Annotated in this window: 20 protein-coding genes and 2 pseudogenes; 13 read left to right on the top strand and 9 right to left on the bottom strand. The window is 34.1% G+C overall.

Annotated elements, in window-relative coordinates:
• A partial coding sequence (locus PVA17_RS15270; RefSeq protein ID WP_274068155.1) for a hypothetical protein occupies positions 1 to 250 on the bottom strand: 250 nt, incomplete at its 3' end.
• 83 nt (positions 251 to 333) lie between these two features.
• On the opposite strand from PVA17_RS15270, the gene PVA17_RS15265 reads away from it, so the two are divergent.
• Positions 334 to 1,023: a DUF6060 domain-containing protein gene (locus PVA17_RS15265; protein ID WP_274068154.1), complete on the top strand. Its 690-nt coding sequence runs from the start codon at positions 334 to 336 to the stop codon at positions 1,021 to 1,023.
• 192 nt (positions 1,024 to 1,215) lie between these two features.
• Here the strand turns inward: PVA17_RS15265 and PVA17_RS25375 are convergent.
• A pseudogene (locus PVA17_RS25375) lies at positions 1,216 to 1,530 on the bottom strand (tyrosine-type recombinase/integrase); the annotation flags it as partial.
• A 69-nt stretch (positions 1,531 to 1,599) separates the two neighbouring features.
• Between PVA17_RS25375 and PVA17_RS15260 the strand changes: the two are divergent.
• From PVA17_RS15260 to PVA17_RS15240, 5 genes are all read left to right on the top strand, one after another.
• Positions 1,600 to 2,457, top strand: a complete 858-nt coding sequence (locus PVA17_RS15260) for a creatininase family protein (protein ID WP_274068153.1) — start codon at positions 1,600 to 1,602, stop codon at positions 2,455 to 2,457.
• A 574-nt stretch (positions 2,458 to 3,031) separates the two neighbouring features.
• Positions 3,032 to 3,352: an ArsR/SmtB family transcription factor gene (locus PVA17_RS15255; RefSeq protein ID WP_274068152.1), complete on the top strand. Its 321-nt coding sequence runs from the start codon at positions 3,032 to 3,034 to the stop codon at positions 3,350 to 3,352.
• 84 nt (positions 3,353 to 3,436) lie between these two features.
• Entirely contained in the window at positions 3,437 to 4,363 is a 927-nt protein-coding gene (locus PVA17_RS15250; protein ID WP_274068151.1) for a DMT family transporter, read from the top strand.
• A gap of 706 nt (positions 4,364 to 5,069) precedes the next feature.
• A complete protein-coding gene (locus PVA17_RS15245; RefSeq protein WP_274068150.1) occupies positions 5,070 to 5,762 on the top strand; it encodes an ABC transporter permease in 693 nt (230 codons plus the stop codon).
• Between the two features lie 364 nt (positions 5,763 to 6,126).
• Entirely contained in the window at positions 6,127 to 6,870 is a 744-nt protein-coding gene (locus tag PVA17_RS15240; RefSeq protein ID WP_274068149.1) for an amidohydrolase family protein, read from the top strand.
• Positions 6,871 to 7,002: 132 nt separating this feature from the next.
• Here the strand turns inward: PVA17_RS15240 and PVA17_RS15235 are convergent, their stop codons facing one another.
• Positions 7,003 to 7,914, bottom strand: coding sequence for a DMT family transporter (locus PVA17_RS15235; protein ID WP_132360872.1), 912 nt, complete (start codon positions 7,912 to 7,914; stop codon positions 7,003 to 7,005).
• A 119-nt stretch (positions 7,915 to 8,033) separates the two neighbouring features.
• On the opposite strand from PVA17_RS15235, the gene PVA17_RS15230 reads away from it, so the two are divergent.
• From PVA17_RS15230 to PVA17_RS25365, 3 genes and pseudogenes are all read left to right on the top strand, one after another.
• Positions 8,034 to 9,449: an aminotransferase-like domain-containing protein gene (locus PVA17_RS15230; RefSeq protein WP_274068148.1), complete on the top strand. Its 1,416-nt coding sequence runs from the start codon at positions 8,034 to 8,036 to the stop codon at positions 9,447 to 9,449.
• Positions 9,446 to 10,084 carry a DUF3267 domain-containing protein gene (locus PVA17_RS15225; protein WP_132360868.1) on the top strand — a complete coding sequence of 213 codons (639 nt, stop codon included), beginning with the start codon at positions 9,446 to 9,448 and terminating at the stop codon, positions 10,082 to 10,084. The genes PVA17_RS15230 and PVA17_RS15225 overlap by 4 nt, the downstream gene beginning before the upstream one ends.
• 379 nt (positions 10,085 to 10,463) lie before the next feature.
• Positions 10,464 to 10,562 (top strand): annotated as a pseudogene (locus PVA17_RS25365) (WYL domain-containing protein); the annotation flags it as partial.
• Between the two features lie 256 nt (positions 10,563 to 10,818).
• Here PVA17_RS25365 and PVA17_RS15220 read toward each other — a convergent pair.
• A complete protein-coding gene (locus PVA17_RS15220) occupies positions 10,819 to 11,268 on the bottom strand; it encodes a putative iron-sulfur cluster-binding metallochaperone (RefSeq protein WP_132360866.1) in 450 nt (149 codons plus the stop codon).
• A 340-nt stretch (positions 11,269 to 11,608) separates the two neighbouring features.
• Here PVA17_RS15220 and PVA17_RS15215 point away from each other — a divergent pair, with 340 nt between their 5' ends.
• Positions 11,609 to 11,782 (top strand): hypothetical protein, encoded by a 174-nt coding sequence (locus PVA17_RS15215; RefSeq protein WP_185903505.1) that lies wholly within the window; start codon positions 11,609 to 11,611, stop codon positions 11,780 to 11,782.
• A 731-nt stretch (positions 11,783 to 12,513) separates the two neighbouring features.
• On the opposite strand, the gene PVA17_RS15210 is transcribed toward PVA17_RS15215, so the two are convergent.
• Complete coding sequence (locus PVA17_RS15210; RefSeq protein WP_274068157.1) at positions 12,514 to 13,416, bottom strand: DMT family transporter; 903 nt, start codon at positions 13,414 to 13,416, stop codon at positions 12,514 to 12,516.
• A 232-nt stretch (positions 13,417 to 13,648) separates the two neighbouring features.
• On the opposite strand from PVA17_RS15210, the gene PVA17_RS15205 reads away from it, so the two are divergent.
• Both PVA17_RS15205 and PVA17_RS15200 read left to right on the top strand, forming a co-directional pair.
• A complete protein-coding gene (locus tag PVA17_RS15205) occupies positions 13,649 to 14,134 on the top strand; it encodes an Lrp/AsnC family transcriptional regulator (RefSeq protein WP_132360862.1) in 486 nt (161 codons plus the stop codon).
• Between the two features lie 71 nt (positions 14,135 to 14,205).
• Positions 14,206 to 14,775 carry a histidine phosphatase family protein gene (locus tag PVA17_RS15200; RefSeq protein ID WP_132360860.1) on the top strand — a complete coding sequence of 190 codons (570 nt, stop codon included), beginning with the start codon at positions 14,206 to 14,208 and terminating at the stop codon, positions 14,773 to 14,775.
• Between the two features lie 326 nt (positions 14,776 to 15,101).
• Here PVA17_RS15200 and PVA17_RS15195 read toward each other — a convergent pair whose 3' ends face one another.
• From PVA17_RS15195 to PVA17_RS15185, 3 genes are all read right to left on the bottom strand, one after another.
• The gene (locus tag PVA17_RS15195) at positions 15,102 to 15,494 is read right to left on the bottom strand and encodes a YkvA family protein (protein ID WP_132360858.1); all 393 of its coding nucleotides are present in this window, start codon (positions 15,492 to 15,494) and stop codon (positions 15,102 to 15,104) included.
• 195 nt (positions 15,495 to 15,689) lie between these two features.
• Positions 15,690 to 16,079 carry a spore coat protein gene (locus tag PVA17_RS15190; RefSeq protein WP_132360856.1) on the bottom strand — a complete coding sequence of 130 codons (390 nt, stop codon included), beginning with the start codon at positions 16,077 to 16,079 and terminating at the stop codon, positions 15,690 to 15,692.
• A 213-nt stretch (positions 16,080 to 16,292) separates the two neighbouring features.
• A complete protein-coding gene (locus tag PVA17_RS15185) occupies positions 16,293 to 16,439 on the bottom strand; it encodes a YjcZ family sporulation protein (protein ID WP_132360854.1) in 147 nt (48 codons plus the stop codon).
• A 477-nt stretch (positions 16,440 to 16,916) separates the two neighbouring features.
• Between PVA17_RS15185 and PVA17_RS15180 the strand changes: the two genes are divergently transcribed.
• On the top strand, positions 16,917 to 17,453 hold the full coding sequence (locus PVA17_RS15180; RefSeq protein ID WP_274068156.1) for a helicase: 537 nt from the start codon (positions 16,917 to 16,919) through the stop codon (positions 17,451 to 17,453).
• A gap of 162 nt (positions 17,454 to 17,615) precedes the next feature.
• Here the strand turns inward: PVA17_RS15180 and PVA17_RS15175 are convergent, their stop codons facing one another.
• Positions 17,616 to 18,251: a GDSL-type esterase/lipase family protein gene (locus PVA17_RS15175; protein ID WP_274068147.1), complete on the bottom strand. Its 636-nt coding sequence runs from the start codon at positions 18,249 to 18,251 to the stop codon at positions 17,616 to 17,618.
• Positions 18,252 to 18,307 lie beyond the last annotated feature (56 nt).

Here is an 18,307-nt window from a genome sequence, read left to right as displayed (position 1 = left end):
CTATTTCATCTGTATATTTAATAATTCTTGTATCTTCATTAATATTTTTATTATCAATGAAAATTTCTTTTATTATTAAATCCTTTGGGCTTTTGTTTTCGATTTTAAATGCTATGACTTCATAATCTCCTGAACCAGTACCAAATTCTTTAATTTGTAGATTGGGCTTTTGCATAAAAAATAGGTATATTCCAATAAAGATAAAAACAATAAAGATGGAACCAAAAATAGCAATAAATCTTTTTGACATTCAAAATACCTCCATTTATTTGATTATTTGTAAATATTAGTATATTATGTTTGTGAAATAAAAAAAAGGAGATGATGGAGATCATGAAAAAAGCTTTTAGAAATATCTTTGGTTTATTAATTGTAGGTATTGGACTAAGTTTAGGTGTATCTAATGCTTCAGCTGAAGAAAATGTTACTCTCGACCTATCGCAAGTGGAATCAATTTTCGATGAAAGTTTAGATGCTTATGTGGTACCTCTAAAGACAGAGACAGAAACTTCACCTTCAGAAATTAACGTTATTAAAGAAGTAGAACCTCCAATGAATGATTCCCAACTAATAGATATTGCTCCTTTAAGAGATTATTATGAATATTATAAATTTGTAAGAACTGCTCATTCAGTAGTCGATGGACCAGTACAAAAAGTTACAGCTAATATTAGTTGTACTACACCTAAATGTTCAGTTCGTGAAAGTGTTTCAGCAACTGTATCAGCATCATACAGCGTCGGCCTAACAGCTGAAAAAAATGCTATCAAAGCAAATGCAGGGTTCACATGGACAAATAGTGCTACAAGATCTACTACGTTTAGTTTTGAAGGGTTAAAAACTGGCGAAAAAGGTTATGTGGCTTTCAAACCTTATTTGAACCGTGTATGGGGTAAATTATCTAGGTACTCTAACTGGGATGGTTTATTAGATACAAAGAATGCTTCTGCAGACGCACCAAAATTACTTTCAAATGGTGCTGCAGATGGCGAATTCTACTTTGTGTACACTGTGAAGAAATAAATATAATTATTTAAAAAACTGCTATTGAATTATTTTCCATAGCAGTTTTTATTTACCTTAGTTTATAGTATCATTAAATTCTTTTTTTTCAAAAAGTTTTAATCTTAAATGGATTATTTTATATATACCCATCAAACTGATCCGCTTCCCATTCATGAATAGCATGTTGAGCAGTAGCCAAAATCTTCTCATCTAAATGATTGTTGTTTCTATTTTTTCATGCCCCAGAGATTTCATTATCTTATAGATATCGGCTCCATAAATATGTGAGATAATAGCAAAAGCATGGAGAAAAATATGGGGAGTTATTACTTTATCACTTACTATATTCGAAAATTCGCGCTTAAATATCTGGTCCAAATAACTCGGAAAATAAGCGTTACCAGTTTTCGTTGTGAATAGGGGAGAATCCTTTTCAGCTGTCTCAATCGGTGCCAAACCCCTTATTTTTCGGAACTCCTTAATACTTGCAGCCACCTTAGCTTTTAACAGTATTCTACGCCATTTTCCACCTTTCCCTAAGACTTAGCTTAAGTAATATAACTTATTTCAAATAAAAGAAATGGGGGAGAATCCATGTATTCTATTTTTAAAGATACTGTTGCTGATATGACTTGGCTTGAAATTGAAGAGGCATTACAAAAAGGTGCAGTGGTACTGTCACCGACTGGTGTGATTGAACAACAGGGGCCTCACCTACCAACAGGGGTTGATATTTACGAGAGTCATTATATTTGTCGTTCTATAAAAAAAAGGCTAGAAAAAGAGAACATTTCATCTATAATAGCACCTCCTTACTACTTTGGTGTAAATCATATTACTGGTGCATTTCCTGGTTCTTTTACGTCAAGAAAGGAGACGGTACAGGCAGTCTTATTCGATATGTGGGAATCTCTTTTCAGATGGGGAGCGAAACGGATATTTGTTATTGATGTACACGGAGATCAACAGCATGGTGATGCGCTGATAGGAGCTATTAGAAAGACAAGGCAAACACTAAATATTGATGTTCGTTCGGTTATTGCTAATATGTTAGCGAATCAGTTAGGAATTACAAAAGATCAAGAAGAATTTTTGATTTTTGATATCGATCTCTCCTTTGGTTCGTTTGAACCTCCTCCGAGCTATCCTGATTTTCATGCAGGAGCGCAGGGGACAGCTCGATTTTTGAAACATTTCCCTGATTTGGTGAGAGGAGAAAAAATCAAGGAACTATCCCCTAGGCTATTGAACAAAGAGGAAATGGAACAATGGCAAGAAGGAGGCGAAAGAGCAAAGGTAATTGTCTCAAAAGGATATGTGGGGAATCCTCAAGGGTATACCCCTTTTTTGGCAGAAGATAAGTTAGATTTTATCAGTGGGTTTGTTGAATTTGCATCAAGGGAGTTACTTCATTATTTAAGAATGCAATCAAAAATTGAGAGTGAATTGTAGTAAGTAAGTAGCCGAACTTTTTTTAAAAAAAGTGATCATCTAATAATAAATTGAACTCACATTTTGATTAATCTTTTTTCAAAGTGTGAGCTTTTTTTATGTTATAGAACTAATGTTTGTAATTCTATTTTAATCAAACTTTATTCCAAACGAACAGCTAAGTTTGTGAATAAATGTACATAAAGTAATGGGGGCTTTCCCTAAAGATCATAGAGTTGCATAAGTAGCTCTTTTCTTTCTTATTGAACTAAGAATGCAGGTAAATAAAAAAAGCAAGATGTAATTGCTTTTCGCAGGAACAAAGTTTTTAACGGATGAAGGAGAGAAGAAAATCGAAGCCATAGAAGTCGGAGATATGGTTCTCGCTAAAGATGAGAATAGCCCTGAAGGAGAATTAGTAACGAACCTTTACCGAAATCAATCTTTTGTGAGCAATAGCTTTTGAATAAAGTTTTATAAAAGCTAGATTGCTGTATCCATCTGGTATGGGTTTTCGTATGGAAGTGTCTTGACAAATTGTGTTTTTTAATTAAAATTAAATATGTTTAAAAATTTAAACATAGGGATGGGAATTATGGAAAATTTTAATTGCAATAACAAAGAACAAGTTTTAGAAAAATTTAAATTATCAACCCCCATTTTCCAAGCACTTGGTGATGAGAATCGTCAACAAATCATCATGCTATTACTCACACATGATAGCCTAAATGTCAATCAATTAACAGAAAGAATAGAGCTTTCTAGACCAGCCGTTTCCCATCATTTAAAAATTTTAAGACAAGCAGGCTTAATTACTTTTAACCGAAATGGGAATGAAAAATATTATTCATTAAGTTCTAATGAGTTTTTAAAACAAATCAAAGAGCTAATTCAAACGATTGAGCAAAGCTATTGATTTGTTCTTTTTTACAATCAACGTTCATATGTTTAAAAATTTAAACATATGAACGTCGTTAAAAAGATTAGGAGGGGTTAAATTATGGAAAATAAAAATCAATCGAGAAACATGTATTTATTAATGCTGTTCGTTCCTTTGTTTTGGGGTGGAGCCTTTGCGACAGCGAAGCATGTCATTACGGAAGTTCCACCACTTGTTGCCGCTACGCTACGTTTTGGCATAACAGGCATAATACTCGTTACATTCATCACAATTCAGAAAGAATGGCAGTGGCAAGTCATTAGAAATCGATGGAAAGGTTTATTATTTATTGGCTTTATCGGAATTTTTGGTTATAATGCTCTTTTCTTTACGGCATTGAAGTATACTTCAGCAACAAATGGTGCGTTAATTATAGCTGCGATGCCTGTATTCACGATGTTAGGGGCATTCATATTAGGTAAAGAAAAATGGAATAACAAATCTGGAATAGGTTTAGCTTTATCGATGATTGGCGTAATTATTGTTATTGTCAAAGGGTCCCTGTCTGATTTGTTTGCTCTTTCTTTTAACTTAGGAGATATTCTTTTTGTCGGGGCACTTTTATGCGGAGTTGTTTATGCATTAATGGGTGAATCTATGCTTAAAGGTATACCAGTAATGCTATCGAATACTATTATGATGTTATCTGGTGCTACTTTCCTAGCGATTAGTACGGTATTTGAAGGCGGTTGGGATCAAGTAGTTAATATGTCGGTTCAAAGTTGGATTGAAATGTTTTATATGGTCGTCTGTGGGACATTGATTGGCTATGTTATTTTTAACAAGGGTGTAGAGAGCTTAGGAGGCAGTAAAGCAAGCTTGTATTTAAACTTGACGCCTATAGTCGCAACATTACTTGCAGTTATTGCGTATGGTAGCTCAATTACATCGATACAAATCGTTGGGATGGTGATGGTGCTGGTAGGTGTTTACATTGCTACTAATATAAACAAACGGAATTCAGTACAAAGTCAAGTAAAGGCTTAAATACATAATCATTTAAATTGAGGAAAGAACTTTAATACTTCTGTCTTAACAATTAGCACGACTTCAAATGCCTTATTTAGAACGTCGTGCTATTCAAAATTTTCTGATGTCATAAGGTAAACCCAAAATACCAGGTACTCTATTAATTTGAGCCTGGTATTTTTTTAGATATTTTCTCTCACTTTAAAGAACTGCTGATTTAGTCTATTGCAATTAATAATTTTGTAAGGAATGAGTAAGAAAAAAGAGATGATCGATTCGTACAATTAAAGTATAGGAAAGGAGGAAATTCTATTACGGATTATGAGCGCTAAAAAAAGTTGTCAATTAATGTAAGCTACGCTTAACAACATAGCTCTTTAGAGGAGTATTTCTTTAATAAACGAACGGAGAGAAAATCTATGCTTAAACTGATAGAACTAGGATGGAAAAAATATCGATTATCTAATTATTTTATAGAAATAATCATTTGTATTGTGGCGACCGCCTGTCCTTTTGAACTTGTGTCGTGGGGATTTAAAAATGGAGGCGGACTAATGCTATTATTAGATATTCTTGTTAAAACGACAGTGACTATTATTATCGTTATTAATTTATTACGTTTAATAATGGATAAATTCAAGAACAGCTATAGGTTGCTATTCAACATAATGAGTGTTGTTTTTATTATCATACAATAACAAACTGAAAAGGGAGAATTCGTTCTATGCTGCATTTACTGAAACTGGAATTGAAAAAATGTAACTTAGGTTGGTATGTGAAAGGTGCCATGATCGCAAACATCATGATAACTGCAGTAGTGTGTTGCGTAATTTTTATTACACAGAAGGAGGGGGATATACCCATTTCAACGTACGAAGATGTAAATGTACTACTTGGTGCAAGCGTGAGGGCAACGTTTATTGTATTTGCCTCTGTATTAATGGCGAAACTAGTTGTTGAAGAGTATAAAAATAGAACAATTTTGCTTATGTTCACGTATCCTGTTAGTCGCAAGAAACTGATTGCTAGTAAATTGACCTTGATAGCTTTTTTAACATTCATGACTACGATGATATCGAATATCGTTGTAGCGGGTCTATTTTCGATCATAAATACTTATTTCCCTATCGTCCCATTTACAATAACTGTAAGTCAGTTCGTAGGTGAAGCTACAAACATAGTACCTTTTACTATTGCTTCAACAGGAACAAGTTTAATTCCATTATATTTTGGAATGCGTAATTATTCTGTCCCGGCTACTATTGGTTCATCTCTTCTCGTGGTAGCAATTGCTTGTGCTTATAACCCAGAAATTTCTTTGGTGACCTTCATTCCACTGCAATTAGGGCCTGGAGCAGTTGGAGTAATCATTGCGTATCTAGGTATTCGTAATATTGAAAACGTAGATGTGGTATAACAGGAAGTAATGTAATAAATTTGTACTTACAATAAAAAAACGAAAAGTGAGAAGGCAACTTGGGAATGATTATAGGCATTAAAACAGGTGCAGTGTTGGAAATAATTTTAGTATGAATCAGTATGATATTATTTTGGATAAGCAAGAGAAAACAACAAGAGAATCACTATGCAATATGGTTCCTTGTTGCAGATTTTATAGCGTTATTTAAAGTATTTCTTATATAGAACAAAATAAGGATTTGTGCAAGACTTCAACGGTACGGTTGTTCAGTTTGATAAGAAAAACTTATGGATAACCGCATGAATTCATAAATTCCTTTTATGTTATTTGTTTGATAACATAAGAAAAAGGAGGCGAAAAGATGAAAATTTTTGATGCGCACTTTCATATTATTGATTTTAATTACCCTATTACTGAAAATCAAGGATATATACCACCTAGTTATGTTGTTGAAGATTACCAAAAGGAAACAGCGACTTATCATATTGAAGGTGGTGCAATTGTATCAGGTTCTTTTCAAGGTTTTGACCAAGATTATTTAGTGAATGCTTTAGAGAAAATGGGTTCTGCATTTTGTGGTGTTACGCAACTACCGTTTTCGGCGACAGATGATAAGATTATGGACTTACATAAAAAAGGTGTGCGCGCACTACGGTTCAATGTGAAGCGTGGTGGTTCTGAAAATTTATCCAAGCTCGATTATTTTGCGAGACGTGTGTATGATTTAGCTGGTTGGCATAGTGAATTATATATCGACGCACAAGATTTGCCTGAAATTGCACCGACGATTGAAAAATTACCAGCGATTTCAATTGATCATTTGGGATTATCCGAAGAAGGCTTACCTCATTTGTTACGCCTCGTAGAAAAAGGTGTACGAGTTAAGGCGACTGGTTTTGGTCGTGTGGAGCTCGATGTAGGACATGCTTTGAAATCTATTTATGCTGTTAATCCAGAGGCGTTAATGTTCGGCACAGATTTGCCATCCACACGTGCAAAAAGACCCTTTGCTTATGCCGATATTGAACTAATTCAAGAATTGTTTGATGCAAGGTCAGCTGAGAAAATTCTGTATCAAAACGCGATGAATTTTTATTACAAGTGAGTAGCTAAATCGCTAATTGCCTTTCACAAATGTGGAGGGCTATTATTTTGTGCTGTGAGATTATTTAATAATACTAAAAAACAGACAACAGGTTTAGCGTTAACTACACTAATACCTGTTGTCAACAGCCAGTTAGTTTAAACTCTGTGCATTGTTATTTTCTCTATGAATATCTTCTTTCTTTATGTTTGCAATAAATACACCTATTAAAGTAATCAAGCCACCAGTGATGGCAGAAAAATGCGGCACTTCACCAAGCCAAATCCATGCGATAAGAAATGCAAAAACAGTGGTTAAATAAAGCGTACTTGTTGCTTCAGCTGCCCCTGTTCGCGAAGTAACATAAGCTAGCGTAAAATATGGAATGATTGTGGGAAAGATTCCAAGATATAAAATGACTAATGTTGCATTTAACGGGGCATCCATTATTGCTTTACTTAAGCCGGGTGAGAATAGTAGCATAAAAATAGTACCTGACCAAATGGCGTACATCGTAAAGGGAATAGCGCCGTATTTTTCTAGATAACGATGTTGAAAAACAAAGTAAATACTTTCTGAAAGGGATGCTACTAAAACTATGACAATGCCAGTATTAAAAGTAAAACTTTCACTTGAACCTCCTATAGAAATAAATGCTACACCACAAAAACCAACAAGTGAACCAACCCACCCCCATAAACTAAGCTTCTCACGATAAAAGAATACAGCTAATAAAGCCGTTATTATTGGGGTTGTTGAAACAAGTAAACTTGCAACGCCAGCACTAATCGTTTGCTCTCCATAATTTAGTGCTACTTGATACACGGTGAAACCTAAAAAGCCAAGTAATAAAATAATGGGGATATCTTTTAACTCAGGCAAAGGAGTTTTTCTAATAACTGCTATGATTATTAAAACGAATGAGCCGATTAATAATCGTAAAAGTGATATATGTTCAGGTGAATAGGCCATTAATGCCACCCGTATTCCTGGAAAAGCCGATGCCCATATTATGATTGTTATGAAATGAGCAGAAATAATCTTAAGATCTAATGTTTTTAACATGAATACACCTCGTTATCCAACCATTTATTTTTATGTTTTCAATATTAATAGGATTTTGGTAAAATTTCTCCAACAGGTTAAAATGAAAAAAACCAACCAGTTCAGAAAAGAGCGTACATATGAAAAAACCAAAATATCAATTGATTATAGATTTTATAAAAGAAAAAATTGCTAAAGGGGAGTGGGCGATCGGAAGCCCCATACCAAGTCAACGTAATTTAGCAAAACAGTTTGAGGTTAATCGTAGTACAGTCATAACGGCATTAGAGGAACTTATGGCCGATGGGCTACTAGAAGGTAAAGCAGGGAAGGAAACAGTCGTTACCAATAATACTTGGACGTTGATGGGGGCAAAAGCCTCGACTAACTGGAATGAAAATGTCAGATTAGGCATTCATAAACCTAGCGTTTCGATGGTGCAGGAGATTAACGAAGCGGAATCAAATTCGAATCTTATTCAATTAAGTAAAGGGGAGTTATCACCAGAGATGTTCCCGTTAGAAGAAATGAAAACCATCGTTCAAAAGGTTTCGAATCAATTAACCTCGTTTGGCTATGAAGAGCCGAAAGGAAATATAAAATTACGGCAAGCCATTAGTGACTATTTAAAGGTAAGAGGGGTCGAAGCGTCCCCGGCGTCCATTCTCGTAGTTTCTGGAGCGCTCCAAGCTTTACATCTAATCTCGATTGGACTTCTAAAAAGAGGTTCGACGGTGTTGTTAGAAGTGCCGTCCTATCTATACTCGTTGACTGTTTTTGAGTCAGCAGGGATGGAGTTGCAAGGATTAGCAATGGACAACGAGGGCATTATTATCGATTCAATTTATCCGACAAAGGAAAAAGGAAAAAATATTTTATATTCTATTCCGACCTTCCATAATCCAACAGGCGCCTTAATGCAAGAAGAAAGACGTGCGAAATTAATTGCATACTGTGAAAGAGAGCAGCTACCAGTTATAGAAGATGATGTGTACCGTGATTTATGGATTGACAATCCACCACCTAAACCATTGAAAGCAATGGATCTATACGGAAATGTATTATATGTTGGGAGTTTATCGAAAACCATTAGTCCAGGATTACGAATTGGTTGGATCGTTGGCCCGGAGTCAGTCATAAATCGATTAGCAGATTTAAAAATGCAATCCGATTATGGATCAAGTACTCTTTCACAACTCGTTGCAGCAGAGTGGCTAGCTAGTAATTTCTATGATGATCATCTTGAAAAAGTAAGAGAACAACTTAGCATTCGTAGAAAAATTGCTGTAGATGCACTGGATAAATATTTAAGTGCTTACGCTACGTGGGACATCCCAAAAGGTGGATTGTTCATATGGGTAAAAATAAAGCCTGAATTTAAAGTGAAAAGGCTATTTGAAAAAGCATTAGCCAACAATATTCTTCTAAATCCCGGTAGTATTTATGCTGAAAAATCGGGTCAGTTTATACGAATCTCTTATGGGTATGCCTCACTCGATGACATGAAAGAAGGTATATTCCAATTAAGTGAAATTATAAAAGGAGGGGTTAAATGAAACTATTAAACAAATTGCCAAAAAGTAACCCAAAATTACATGTAGACTTCATTAAACATGGCTGGATTCCAATGAAAGAACCAAAAAATTTAATAAGTGCTATTTTGTTATCTATCCCGTTAATGATTGTCGCTTCAATGATCTCTATTGGGGTAATAAATATTTTTTCTAGTATTTCATTGAGAGATTTTGGATTTACTTCTGCTGGATTATCAATAACTATTAACTTAAGCGTTATTTTGGGGATCGTCTGCCTATTAATCATTCACGAGCTACTTCATTTGATATTCATTCCTAATTTTATGAAATCAGAAAAAACTGCTGTAGGCCTTACTCTGTTCGGGGGTTTTGTCATGACGGAAGAAGAAATTTCAAAATCAAGATATCTATTCATTACGATTGCACCTTTTATGATACTTTCAATAATTTTCCCTTTAATTTTCAGTGCATTTGGACTTTTAACAACGACATTAAAGTTCCTGATTATACTAAACTCGCTGGGATCGTCAGTTGATTTACTAAATCTTCTTCTTATAATGAAACAGGTACCGAAAAATGCAACTTTAAAATGTAATGGATCAAACACTTATTGGAAAAATGCTCAGACTGAACAAAAGGGTAAAGATAACCCATAAATGATTGAAAGAGCAAGAAGAAATGAAATCAACCCGCATGTTTAGTATTTTAAATTTGTTAGTGAATCATCAAAAAATGACAGCTCAAGAATTGGTTGAAAGCTTGATGTGTCGAAACGAACTATTTATCGCGATATTGAAGCACTTAGCGGGAATTCCTATAGTGAGTTATCCAGGTCAAGGTGGGGGATTCTAGCCAACTATAAAAAATTGTGGAAAAAGATGAGCAAACGACACTTAAAAATATCGTTATTGTCATCGACTTATCATCATAGTTCACAGTTTTCAAGATTATGTACTACACTTTAGAAAAGCAATTAGAGGACAGTTATTAATGGCAATTGAATATCAATCAAAGTCTGGTTAAAGCAAAAGGACCGTAGAACCATATAAACTACTATTCAAATACTCATCGTGGTTTCTATATGCTTTTTGTTTGGAGAGGAATCAGTTTCGTTTGTTTTCGGATGTCATGTAAATAAGATGATTGTAGTGAAGACTGGGCAATTCCTTGGGGATTAGCGGTAGAGGGACGAAGATAAAAACATCACATCCTGTGATAACGCCTTCGTGGTCAACATCGTGCTGGCCCGAGACCATGGAGCGAGCATCGCGAGTGAAGCTGCTCAGCGGTCGCTCCAGGTAGCTTTGCTCTGTGAACGAAGCGTCAGTTACAAAGCACCTAGTTGGAACGGAAATCAATTATACGTTATGATGATGGGCTATATTTTGCATTAGGCTAGACCTTTTATATATTTCGTAACATTCCCTAAACAACAACTACCTTGAGGGTTATTTACCTCACAGCCACAACGTTGTTCTTTTATATTTGCTCGAATATGTTCTAATGGATTAGGAGCAAGTTCATTTTCAACATGTTGTTTAATTTTTTCTTTAGTCCAATCAAAACAATAACAAACCGGTGTACTTAATGAATCATTCTTTTGATGTACATCTATCTTAATATCAGTTAGAAGATACTCTTTATTGCTCGCATCAAAATAAACGACATGGCAATCTTTGGTAGCACAAAAATAGTGATCATTCATAGCGTTTATAGATCCTAATACTGATGGTTTCATCATTGATTTAATAGTTATTAGTTGTACATTTTTAGCTTTATTTTTACAAGAGGGACAACTAATAATCTTTTCATTTTTAAGGCCACTACAACAATGTTCCATCGTCATTCCACCTCGAATATTTTATTTTCAGCCGTTATAGTACCCGGCATTCGTACTTAATACACCTTATTATGAGTATAAACCATGTACGAAGGAAGAGGGGAAAGGAATTCTATTTGCAACATAAATTGAAGCATAATCTTGACAAGACAGTGAACACACGACGAGCTTAGTGTTAGAATTCTTTTTTGAAAATAATTACCGCTTATTTTACAATGAAATTAATGCCAAAAGAAAAAAGAGCATTATTTAGCGCGAACTACATTCTGATTTAACAATTGGGATGCAGTTTAAATTTGTCGTCTAGGTTTAATAAAATACTTTTAAGGTGATAAATAGTATGTTTTTAGGATTTGAATGGCTCCCTAAAAAATGGGGAAAAAGAAAAGTTTCGGAGCGGTTTCTTCAAGCAAAATTTACTGAAGAAGGTAAAGGGATTACGATTACTACATATGCTATTGATTTATATATAATATCGATTCCTTTAGAAGTGAAAAAATATAATTCACTTTAATTTCTTTTAGCTGGTGTCCAAGCCTCCGCTGAAATAAAGGAGATCGGACTAAGAACGATTTTCTTCACCATGAAGTGAAGGAAACCGTTCATACATCAATGTTTATAGAAGAAGGTTGTTGCAGTAAGGGTCTCTTCATAATAATGCGTTTTTACAAGTTAAGAAATGGTATATATGATTTTATTTAGAAAGCGCACTAGCAGCGTTTTTCTGCAAAATTCCAAAAAACCTTGTATTAACTACGTTCTACGCCTTTATATGAGTTTGGATCGTTAGAAATCTTAATTTTGATTATTATATTTTATTTTTAACTTTATCATGAATAAAATTATTACTAAAATCATCAGAAATAGACCTAGATTGAGTAGCCCATGTCCTAAGGGATAGTTTATTGCATATTCTTTTTGAAATTCCAATAGCTCTTGACTACTTATAGAATTAATATCTTGTAAAGGGAAAAGGATCATTTGTAAGAAAGATCCAATTACTATTAAACAAAATGATAAAAAAATTATGCTAAAAAGTGTTATCTTATTAAAAATAAATCGCATAATGTCACCTCAGTTTTATCTCTATTTTTTAGAATAGACGTTTTTACTCAATAAAGGTTGTTCGATACAAAAAAGCGCCCAAAACAGGTTCGGGAACTTTTTATACTTAACTTTATATTACTTATGACGCGACCCTTATGAGAAATCAGCCTACCTTAAGTGAAGCATTTTACTCTAAGATTAGTTAATGGGTTTTATTGACCTAGATTTGAAGAAGAATTTCTTTAATTGATTCGTTTTTGCTTTAAAATGCGAAAATAAAAAACATCCAATAATAACTATCAATCCCCCAATTCCTTGCGTCCATGAGATGCTCTCTCCTAAAAATAAAAACGCAAGAAGTGCAGTGAAAATGGGATTGAAATTAAGGAAAACACCGGATGTTGTAGCCCCTAATTTTTGAATACCAATGCCCCAAAGTACCATACAAACGACAGTGGAGATAAACCCCGTATATAAAAGTGATAGTATAAAAGAATGATCAACATTAGAAATGGTAAAATCCCTAAGGTTAAACGGCAATAGGATTAGAAGTCCAAATATGCCTGAATACAATGTTGCCATTAGTGGCGAGGTCGTTTTCATTGCCCATTTATTACACACAGAATAAATTCCCCAGACACATACAGCTGCAAGCATCCATAAATCACCCAAATTAAAATGAAAAGACAATAATAGGTTGAAATTTCCCTTTGAGAGGACCAGAAGAACACCGAACAGTGACAGTAGCATTGCAATTGCTTGAAGTACATTAATCTTTTCCTTTAGTAAAACAGTTGAAAAAATCGCAATTGAAATTGTATTTAATGTAGATATGAAGCCAACATTCGTTGACGTCGTTCTTTCTAAGGCTAAAAATTGAAAGATATTGAACAATACCACACCTGTAACACCCATTAACAATAAAGGGAGGAGGGCATCTCGAGAGGGAAGTAATCTTTTTTCTTTCCACCACACCATTGGAAGAAGCACAGCGACGGCAATGAGCCATCTTAAGCTCGTCAATGTTAACGGAGAGGCATGATCAACAAGAGATTTGGCAACTACAAAATTGCCTCCCCAAAGTAAACTAGTTAAAAGCATTAATAAAACATAGACATTCTTCAAATCACGATCTCTCCTTTGATTTCGGTATGTATAATTGAGATTTTTAGATAAAAGAATAATAACATTTTTATCTTTTTAACTGTATAATATTTTGTGTGATGAATGAAAAACAAAATAATAATAAGAATAACTGGATTTTTCAAAATAAAATTAAAAAAAGTCGCCGAATGTAGCTGGAATTTCGAATATAAAAAAGGGAGAAAAATGCATGAAAGATGTTGAAGGAAAATTATTAGATAGTGTTGATACTCAAATACTGGATATTTTACAGAGAGATGTTCAGATAAGTAATGTGGAGATAGCGAGACGGGTGAATTTGTCCCCGCCAGCAACCCATACGAGAATAAAACGTTTAGAAAGTGAAGGGTTTATTGACAAACAAGTTGCCATTTTAAATCAAGAGAAACTGGGATTCGATTTACTGTGCTACGTATTCATGAGTACAAATATTCATCAAGCTAAGGAATTAGAAGCTTTGGAGAATGCCTTAAAAACAATGACAGAAATATTAGAATGCCATTGTTTAACTGGAGAGTATGATTATCTTTTAAAGGTTGTTATTAAGGATCGAAAAGAATTAGATCGCTTTATTAGAAAATTAAATAGGCTGGGCATATCCCGCATTCAAACGAACTTATCTTTACGAGAAATTAAATATTCAACAGTCTTACCGATATCAGAAGTTGAACAGTAGAGGTTCTTTGGATTTTTAGCATGGTCGCCAAAGTGTTTAGGTCAAAAAAAGAATCAATACAGGGGGCATTTATGAAAACATTTATTTATATGGTACGACACGGTGATTCACCAAAAGACGGAAATGAGAGAACGAGAGAATTAACTGAAAAAGGTAGATTAGACGCTCAAAGAATAACAGATATTCTACAAAAAGAGGGTATTGATACTGTTATCTCAAGTCCGTATAGTCGTTCAATCTTAACTGTTCAGAAAGTAGCTGAACAAATAGCAAAAGAGGTAATTGTGTTTGAAAATCTTAAAGAGAAAATTTTTAGTGCAGGGGATAAGCGAATCTCTGACAAGGAATTATATCCTTTATTAGAAAAGTCGTTTTCTGACCCAATCTATGCTTTAGAAGGAGGCGAGTCAAATGCTGCCTGCCAACAACGTGCTATTAAAGTTTTAAAAGAATTATTAAAGACCTATCAAGGACAGAAAGTAGTAATCGGCACACATGGGGCTGTTATGACTTTAATGATGGGCTTTTATGATAGTAGATACGATCTGAACTTTTTACTACATACAACAAAGCCAGACATATACAGAATGGAATTTGATGGACAAGAATTGGTCGATGTAAAAAGATTGTGGAAGGTTTAAGCAAGGGTACTGACGAACTTATGAATCGCTAAAATATTGAGCATATATAGTCAATTTATACTGAAAGGTGTTGGTGTAGTGAGATAAATAAACGAAACAGCTTAAGCGAAGAACCGAAATTGTCGTATATTACGAAGAAAAACAACGGATAAAGCGGCTGAGCCTCTTAAAGCAAGGATCAAAGATTACGGGTAATTTAAACAGGGTAACGGGAAATTTGGAAAAAAGTAAAACAAAGACACGCTTCGAAAATTTCCGATGTTGGACAAGTGAATAGTTAAAAAGAAATGTTCAGCAAGGAAGATATAATCTTGCTGAACATTTCTTTAAATATATTGAATAATAATTTTACTAATCCAAGCAGCAAAGATAACCCAGATAATAATAAAAAGTATCCCAACTAACCAATTCTTTGGTTTTTTAGATAGTTTTAACTTTTCTGCGGCTTCTTTATTGTCCTCTACTATATATGATGGAATTAGTTTTAAAGCGAAGATAATTCCTAAAGGTACTATTATTAAATCATCAAGATACCCTAGAACAGGAATGAAATCTGGAATTAAATCTATAGGGCTAAAAGCATAAGCAACTACGAGCATTGCCACAAGCTTGGCATACCAAGGTGATCTGGGATCTTTATAGGACAAATAAAGTATAAATAAATTTTGTTGTAGTTTTTTAGCTAAGGCTTTTAATTTTGATATTGAACTATTGTTCATTGATGATCGTCCCTTTTTTACTATGAAGTATAAGTTATCTAAGTAAAAAGGGAAATAAAAATTAATGAACATATGGGAAGAAGTTCAAGGTGGAGCCTTCATTATTTTTAAGGTTTTTCTATAAATTCCCAATGTCAGTCAATATCAAAGTTCTGTTCTATATATAACACTTCATCATCTGACAAGTTAATTTTATTAATTAATGAAATCTTGAGGTACACATTCACGAACACCAGAATTTCTCAATGAGTTAAATAAAGCTGCACCGATTCTTAATAAAACATTGTTATCTGTTCCATTTTCTAAATCATAAATTACGTAGTATGCATTATCAACTGTAAAAATACATTTTCGTTCTAATTTAAATCCAGGTGGTACAGTTGGAAGTTTAATAACTGGTCGAATCACAGGTGTATCCCCTTCATCTCTGATAAAATTGAATGTTTGTTGGTCAATCTCATAAATGTTAACGGGATCAATCTCCACACCTTGATCTGGAATTGTAATTTCATCTTCAACTAATAAGAAAAAGCGTTCGTTTCGAAAATTGAAAAGGCTTCTCGCTCCAATTTCAAATGATGCCATTTATATTCACCTCCTTTCTATTCAATATTTTATTCATATCAAATACAGTTGTTTGGACAAAAAGGAAGGTAGAATGAAGAATAGTAATTATTTAATTTTCAATCTTATAATTATCCATCCTGTTTCTAGACCGAAGTCTATCCGATAGGATGCTTATGAGTAAAGTAACTATAAAAGGGCCACCAGGCTAAGGCGACCCTTAAATCGGAAATTTTAATACTCTCTATTCAAAAAAGTAGCGCCGATAATAATTAGAAGTATAAATAGAACAACAATTAAGGCAAATGAAGAACCACTACCATATCCGCCACCATAGTAGCATCCACTATTTATACCACCAACGTTGCCGTAGTATCCCATATATATCCCTCCTTTCTACAATCTATTATATGTAAGCTGTAGAGACGGAGTGGGGTGTTAAACCATATAGCTATAGGCATTAAAAAATATTTTTTTGTGAGATAAGAAAATAAAAAAGGGTCACTTGGGATAGGAGTGACCCTCAGTAAAACCCTTCGGAGGTGTAAGGCTAAATTAGCTTTACCTTACTATTATTATGATGTGATAGCTATGTTTGTATAGTGAATAGCCTGTGACATAGAGATGAAAATAAAAAAACAGTATTGCAAATACAAGCAAAAGATTGTAGAAGTGCAAAAAACGCATTACATACGTGATTGGGATTGCAATGTTGAAGCTTTCCACCAACTAACAGCACAGGTTAGTTAAACAAGGAGATTTATTGGTAATTGTAGAATAATTAAATATAATCTTCTATATTGTATTTTCAAACAAATTTGATAGGAGTGACTACAATTGCGTATTGAAAAAAACGAAATGTATCCACATTGCTCATTTATCACTAGAACGGTGGAAGTTGGCGGCCTTTCTAAATCACAGCTTATTCAGAAATTGAAACAGTACTCTATCTTGATGAATGATTATGGAGAGAAGTTGTTTACTGCTGATAAGTTTACCACCTCTGATAAGAAGTACAGCCTTCAGACGGTTGAACTAACTGTTGGAGACCTTGGCTTTCCTGATGGAGCTAATACGGATCGAATCTATAAAAGAGCTGAGGAACTTGGTTTGAAATTGTGTCCGCTTGAGCTAGGACCTTATCTAAGAATGGAGTATCTGGATCAAACTGAAGGTTATTCAGAGGATTCTTTACAGCAACAACAAGCTCCATCTGGCTCTATAACAATAGCATCCGAAAAACTAACTGAAGACGATAATTTTCCGAAAGGTTTTTATCTTAGACGAATTAACGGTGTTTTATGGCTTCGTGGATACCGTGCTGATCATCTACATATTTGGAACCCTAACGATCATTTTATCTTTTGTCAAAAAAACACGACAGAAGAAATGTGAATAAGGTAAATGCGTTGTGATTTGAGGAATTTATAATTCCATCATTTCTATTTCTGATATGGTTCAAAGGCTGACAATGATTGTCAGCCCCTTACTAGAAAAATAAAAAAGTAATTGCTCATCAAATAAAAAGGATTAGATTTTTACTGCAAGCCCTTAGCTTTATAACGGGGAATATCCGAGCTTACTTAGAGCTAATGCCATTTGATAGTATCCCCTACTATTAGGATGAATGCCTCCTGTTGACAGCAAAGCTTTTTCGTTTCCCTTAAACACACTATAGATATCCGCTACTTTAACATTCAATTCCCGACCAAAACGGTTAATTAATGAATTAAACGCTCGAATGCCCTCATCTGCTATAGGAATATCGCTAAATGGATTGTATAAGTTCTGTAAGCGTAAAATATATTTTTCTTGTTGGTTTAGATGATGAATTTTTTCTAATATTTTTGAGATGTTTTTCCCTGATTGCTTAATAGCATGAGATATATTTTCTTCGTTTTTATTTATGAGAAATTCTTTACCCGCGTTTATTAAATCATTCCCTCCAGCTGTTAGCGTGATAATATTTGCACATTTTACAGCTTCCCTCACAATCGGCGCATTAAGCATGGCTAAAACATCCTCAGTCGTTGCCCCTGACCTTGCATGTTTTTGATAAGAAATACGCTTTGTTAAACTTTGCTGGCTTAGATATCTGTAATATTCAACATATCCAGGGTCTAAAAACGGGACGCCGATACCTACAGTAAGTGAATCGCCTATTGCAAGATAACGTAAATGATTGAAATCCATATTTCACCTCAACTTATTAGTTATGTTCTTATAATATTCAGTAAAAGATGAATGTG

It is taken from the genome of Lysinibacillus sp. CNPSo 3705 (assembly GCF_028674935.1).
Lineage (GTDB): Bacteria > Bacillota > Bacilli > Bacillales_A > Planococcaceae > Lysinibacillus.
The sequence above is the reverse complement of the archived record's forward strand: the minus strand, read 5'-3'. Positions and strand labels throughout refer to the sequence as shown.

Coding starts and splice junctions, on each gene's coding strand:
- PVA17_RS15265 (WP_274068154.1), top strand. CDS start 334: ATGAAAAAAGCTTTTAGAAATATCTTTGGTTTATTAATTGTAGGTATT.
- PVA17_RS15260 (WP_274068153.1), top strand. CDS start 1,600: ATGTATTCTATTTTTAAAGATACTGTTGCTGATATGACTTGGCTTGAA.
- PVA17_RS15255 (WP_274068152.1), top strand. CDS start 3,032: ATGGAAAATTTTAATTGCAATAACAAAGAACAAGTTTTAGAAAAATTT.
- PVA17_RS15250 (WP_274068151.1), top strand. CDS start 3,437: ATGGAAAATAAAAATCAATCGAGAAACATGTATTTATTAATGCTGTTC.
- PVA17_RS15245 (WP_274068150.1), top strand. CDS start 5,070: ATGCTGCATTTACTGAAACTGGAATTGAAAAAATGTAACTTAGGTTGG.
- PVA17_RS15240 (WP_274068149.1), top strand. CDS start 6,127: ATGAAAATTTTTGATGCGCACTTTCATATTATTGATTTTAATTACCCT.
- PVA17_RS15235 (WP_132360872.1), bottom strand. CDS start 7,914: ATGTTAAAAACATTAGATCTTAAGATTATTTCTGCTCATTTCATAACA.
- PVA17_RS15230 (WP_274068148.1), top strand. CDS start 8,034: ATGAAAAAACCAAAATATCAATTGATTATAGATTTTATAAAAGAAAAA.
- PVA17_RS15225 (WP_132360868.1), top strand. CDS start 9,446: ATGAAACTATTAAACAAATTGCCAAAAAGTAACCCAAAATTACATGTA.
- PVA17_RS15220 (WP_132360866.1), bottom strand. CDS start 11,268: ATGGAACATTGTTGTAGTGGCCTTAAAAATGAAAAGATTATTAGTTGT.
- PVA17_RS15215 (WP_185903505.1), top strand. CDS start 11,609: ATGTTTTTAGGATTTGAATGGCTCCCTAAAAAATGGGGAAAAAGAAAA.
- PVA17_RS15210 (WP_274068157.1), bottom strand. CDS start 13,416: ATGCTTTTAACTAGTTTACTTTGGGGAGGCAATTTTGTAGTTGCCAAA.
- PVA17_RS15205 (WP_132360862.1), top strand. CDS start 13,649: ATGAAAGATGTTGAAGGAAAATTATTAGATAGTGTTGATACTCAAATA.
- PVA17_RS15200 (WP_132360860.1), top strand. CDS start 14,206: ATGAAAACATTTATTTATATGGTACGACACGGTGATTCACCAAAAGAC.
- PVA17_RS15195 (WP_132360858.1), bottom strand. CDS start 15,494: ATGAACAATAGTTCAATATCAAAATTAAAAGCCTTAGCTAAAAAACTA.
- PVA17_RS15190 (WP_132360856.1), bottom strand. CDS start 16,079: ATGGCATCATTTGAAATTGGAGCGAGAAGCCTTTTCAATTTTCGAAAC.
- PVA17_RS15185 (WP_132360854.1), bottom strand. CDS start 16,439: ATGGGATACTACGGCAACGTTGGTGGTATAAATAGTGGATGCTACTAT.
- PVA17_RS15180 (WP_274068156.1), top strand. CDS start 16,917: ATGTATCCACATTGCTCATTTATCACTAGAACGGTGGAAGTTGGCGGC.
- PVA17_RS15175 (WP_274068147.1), bottom strand. CDS start 18,251: ATGGATTTCAATCATTTACGTTATCTTGCAATAGGCGATTCACTTACT.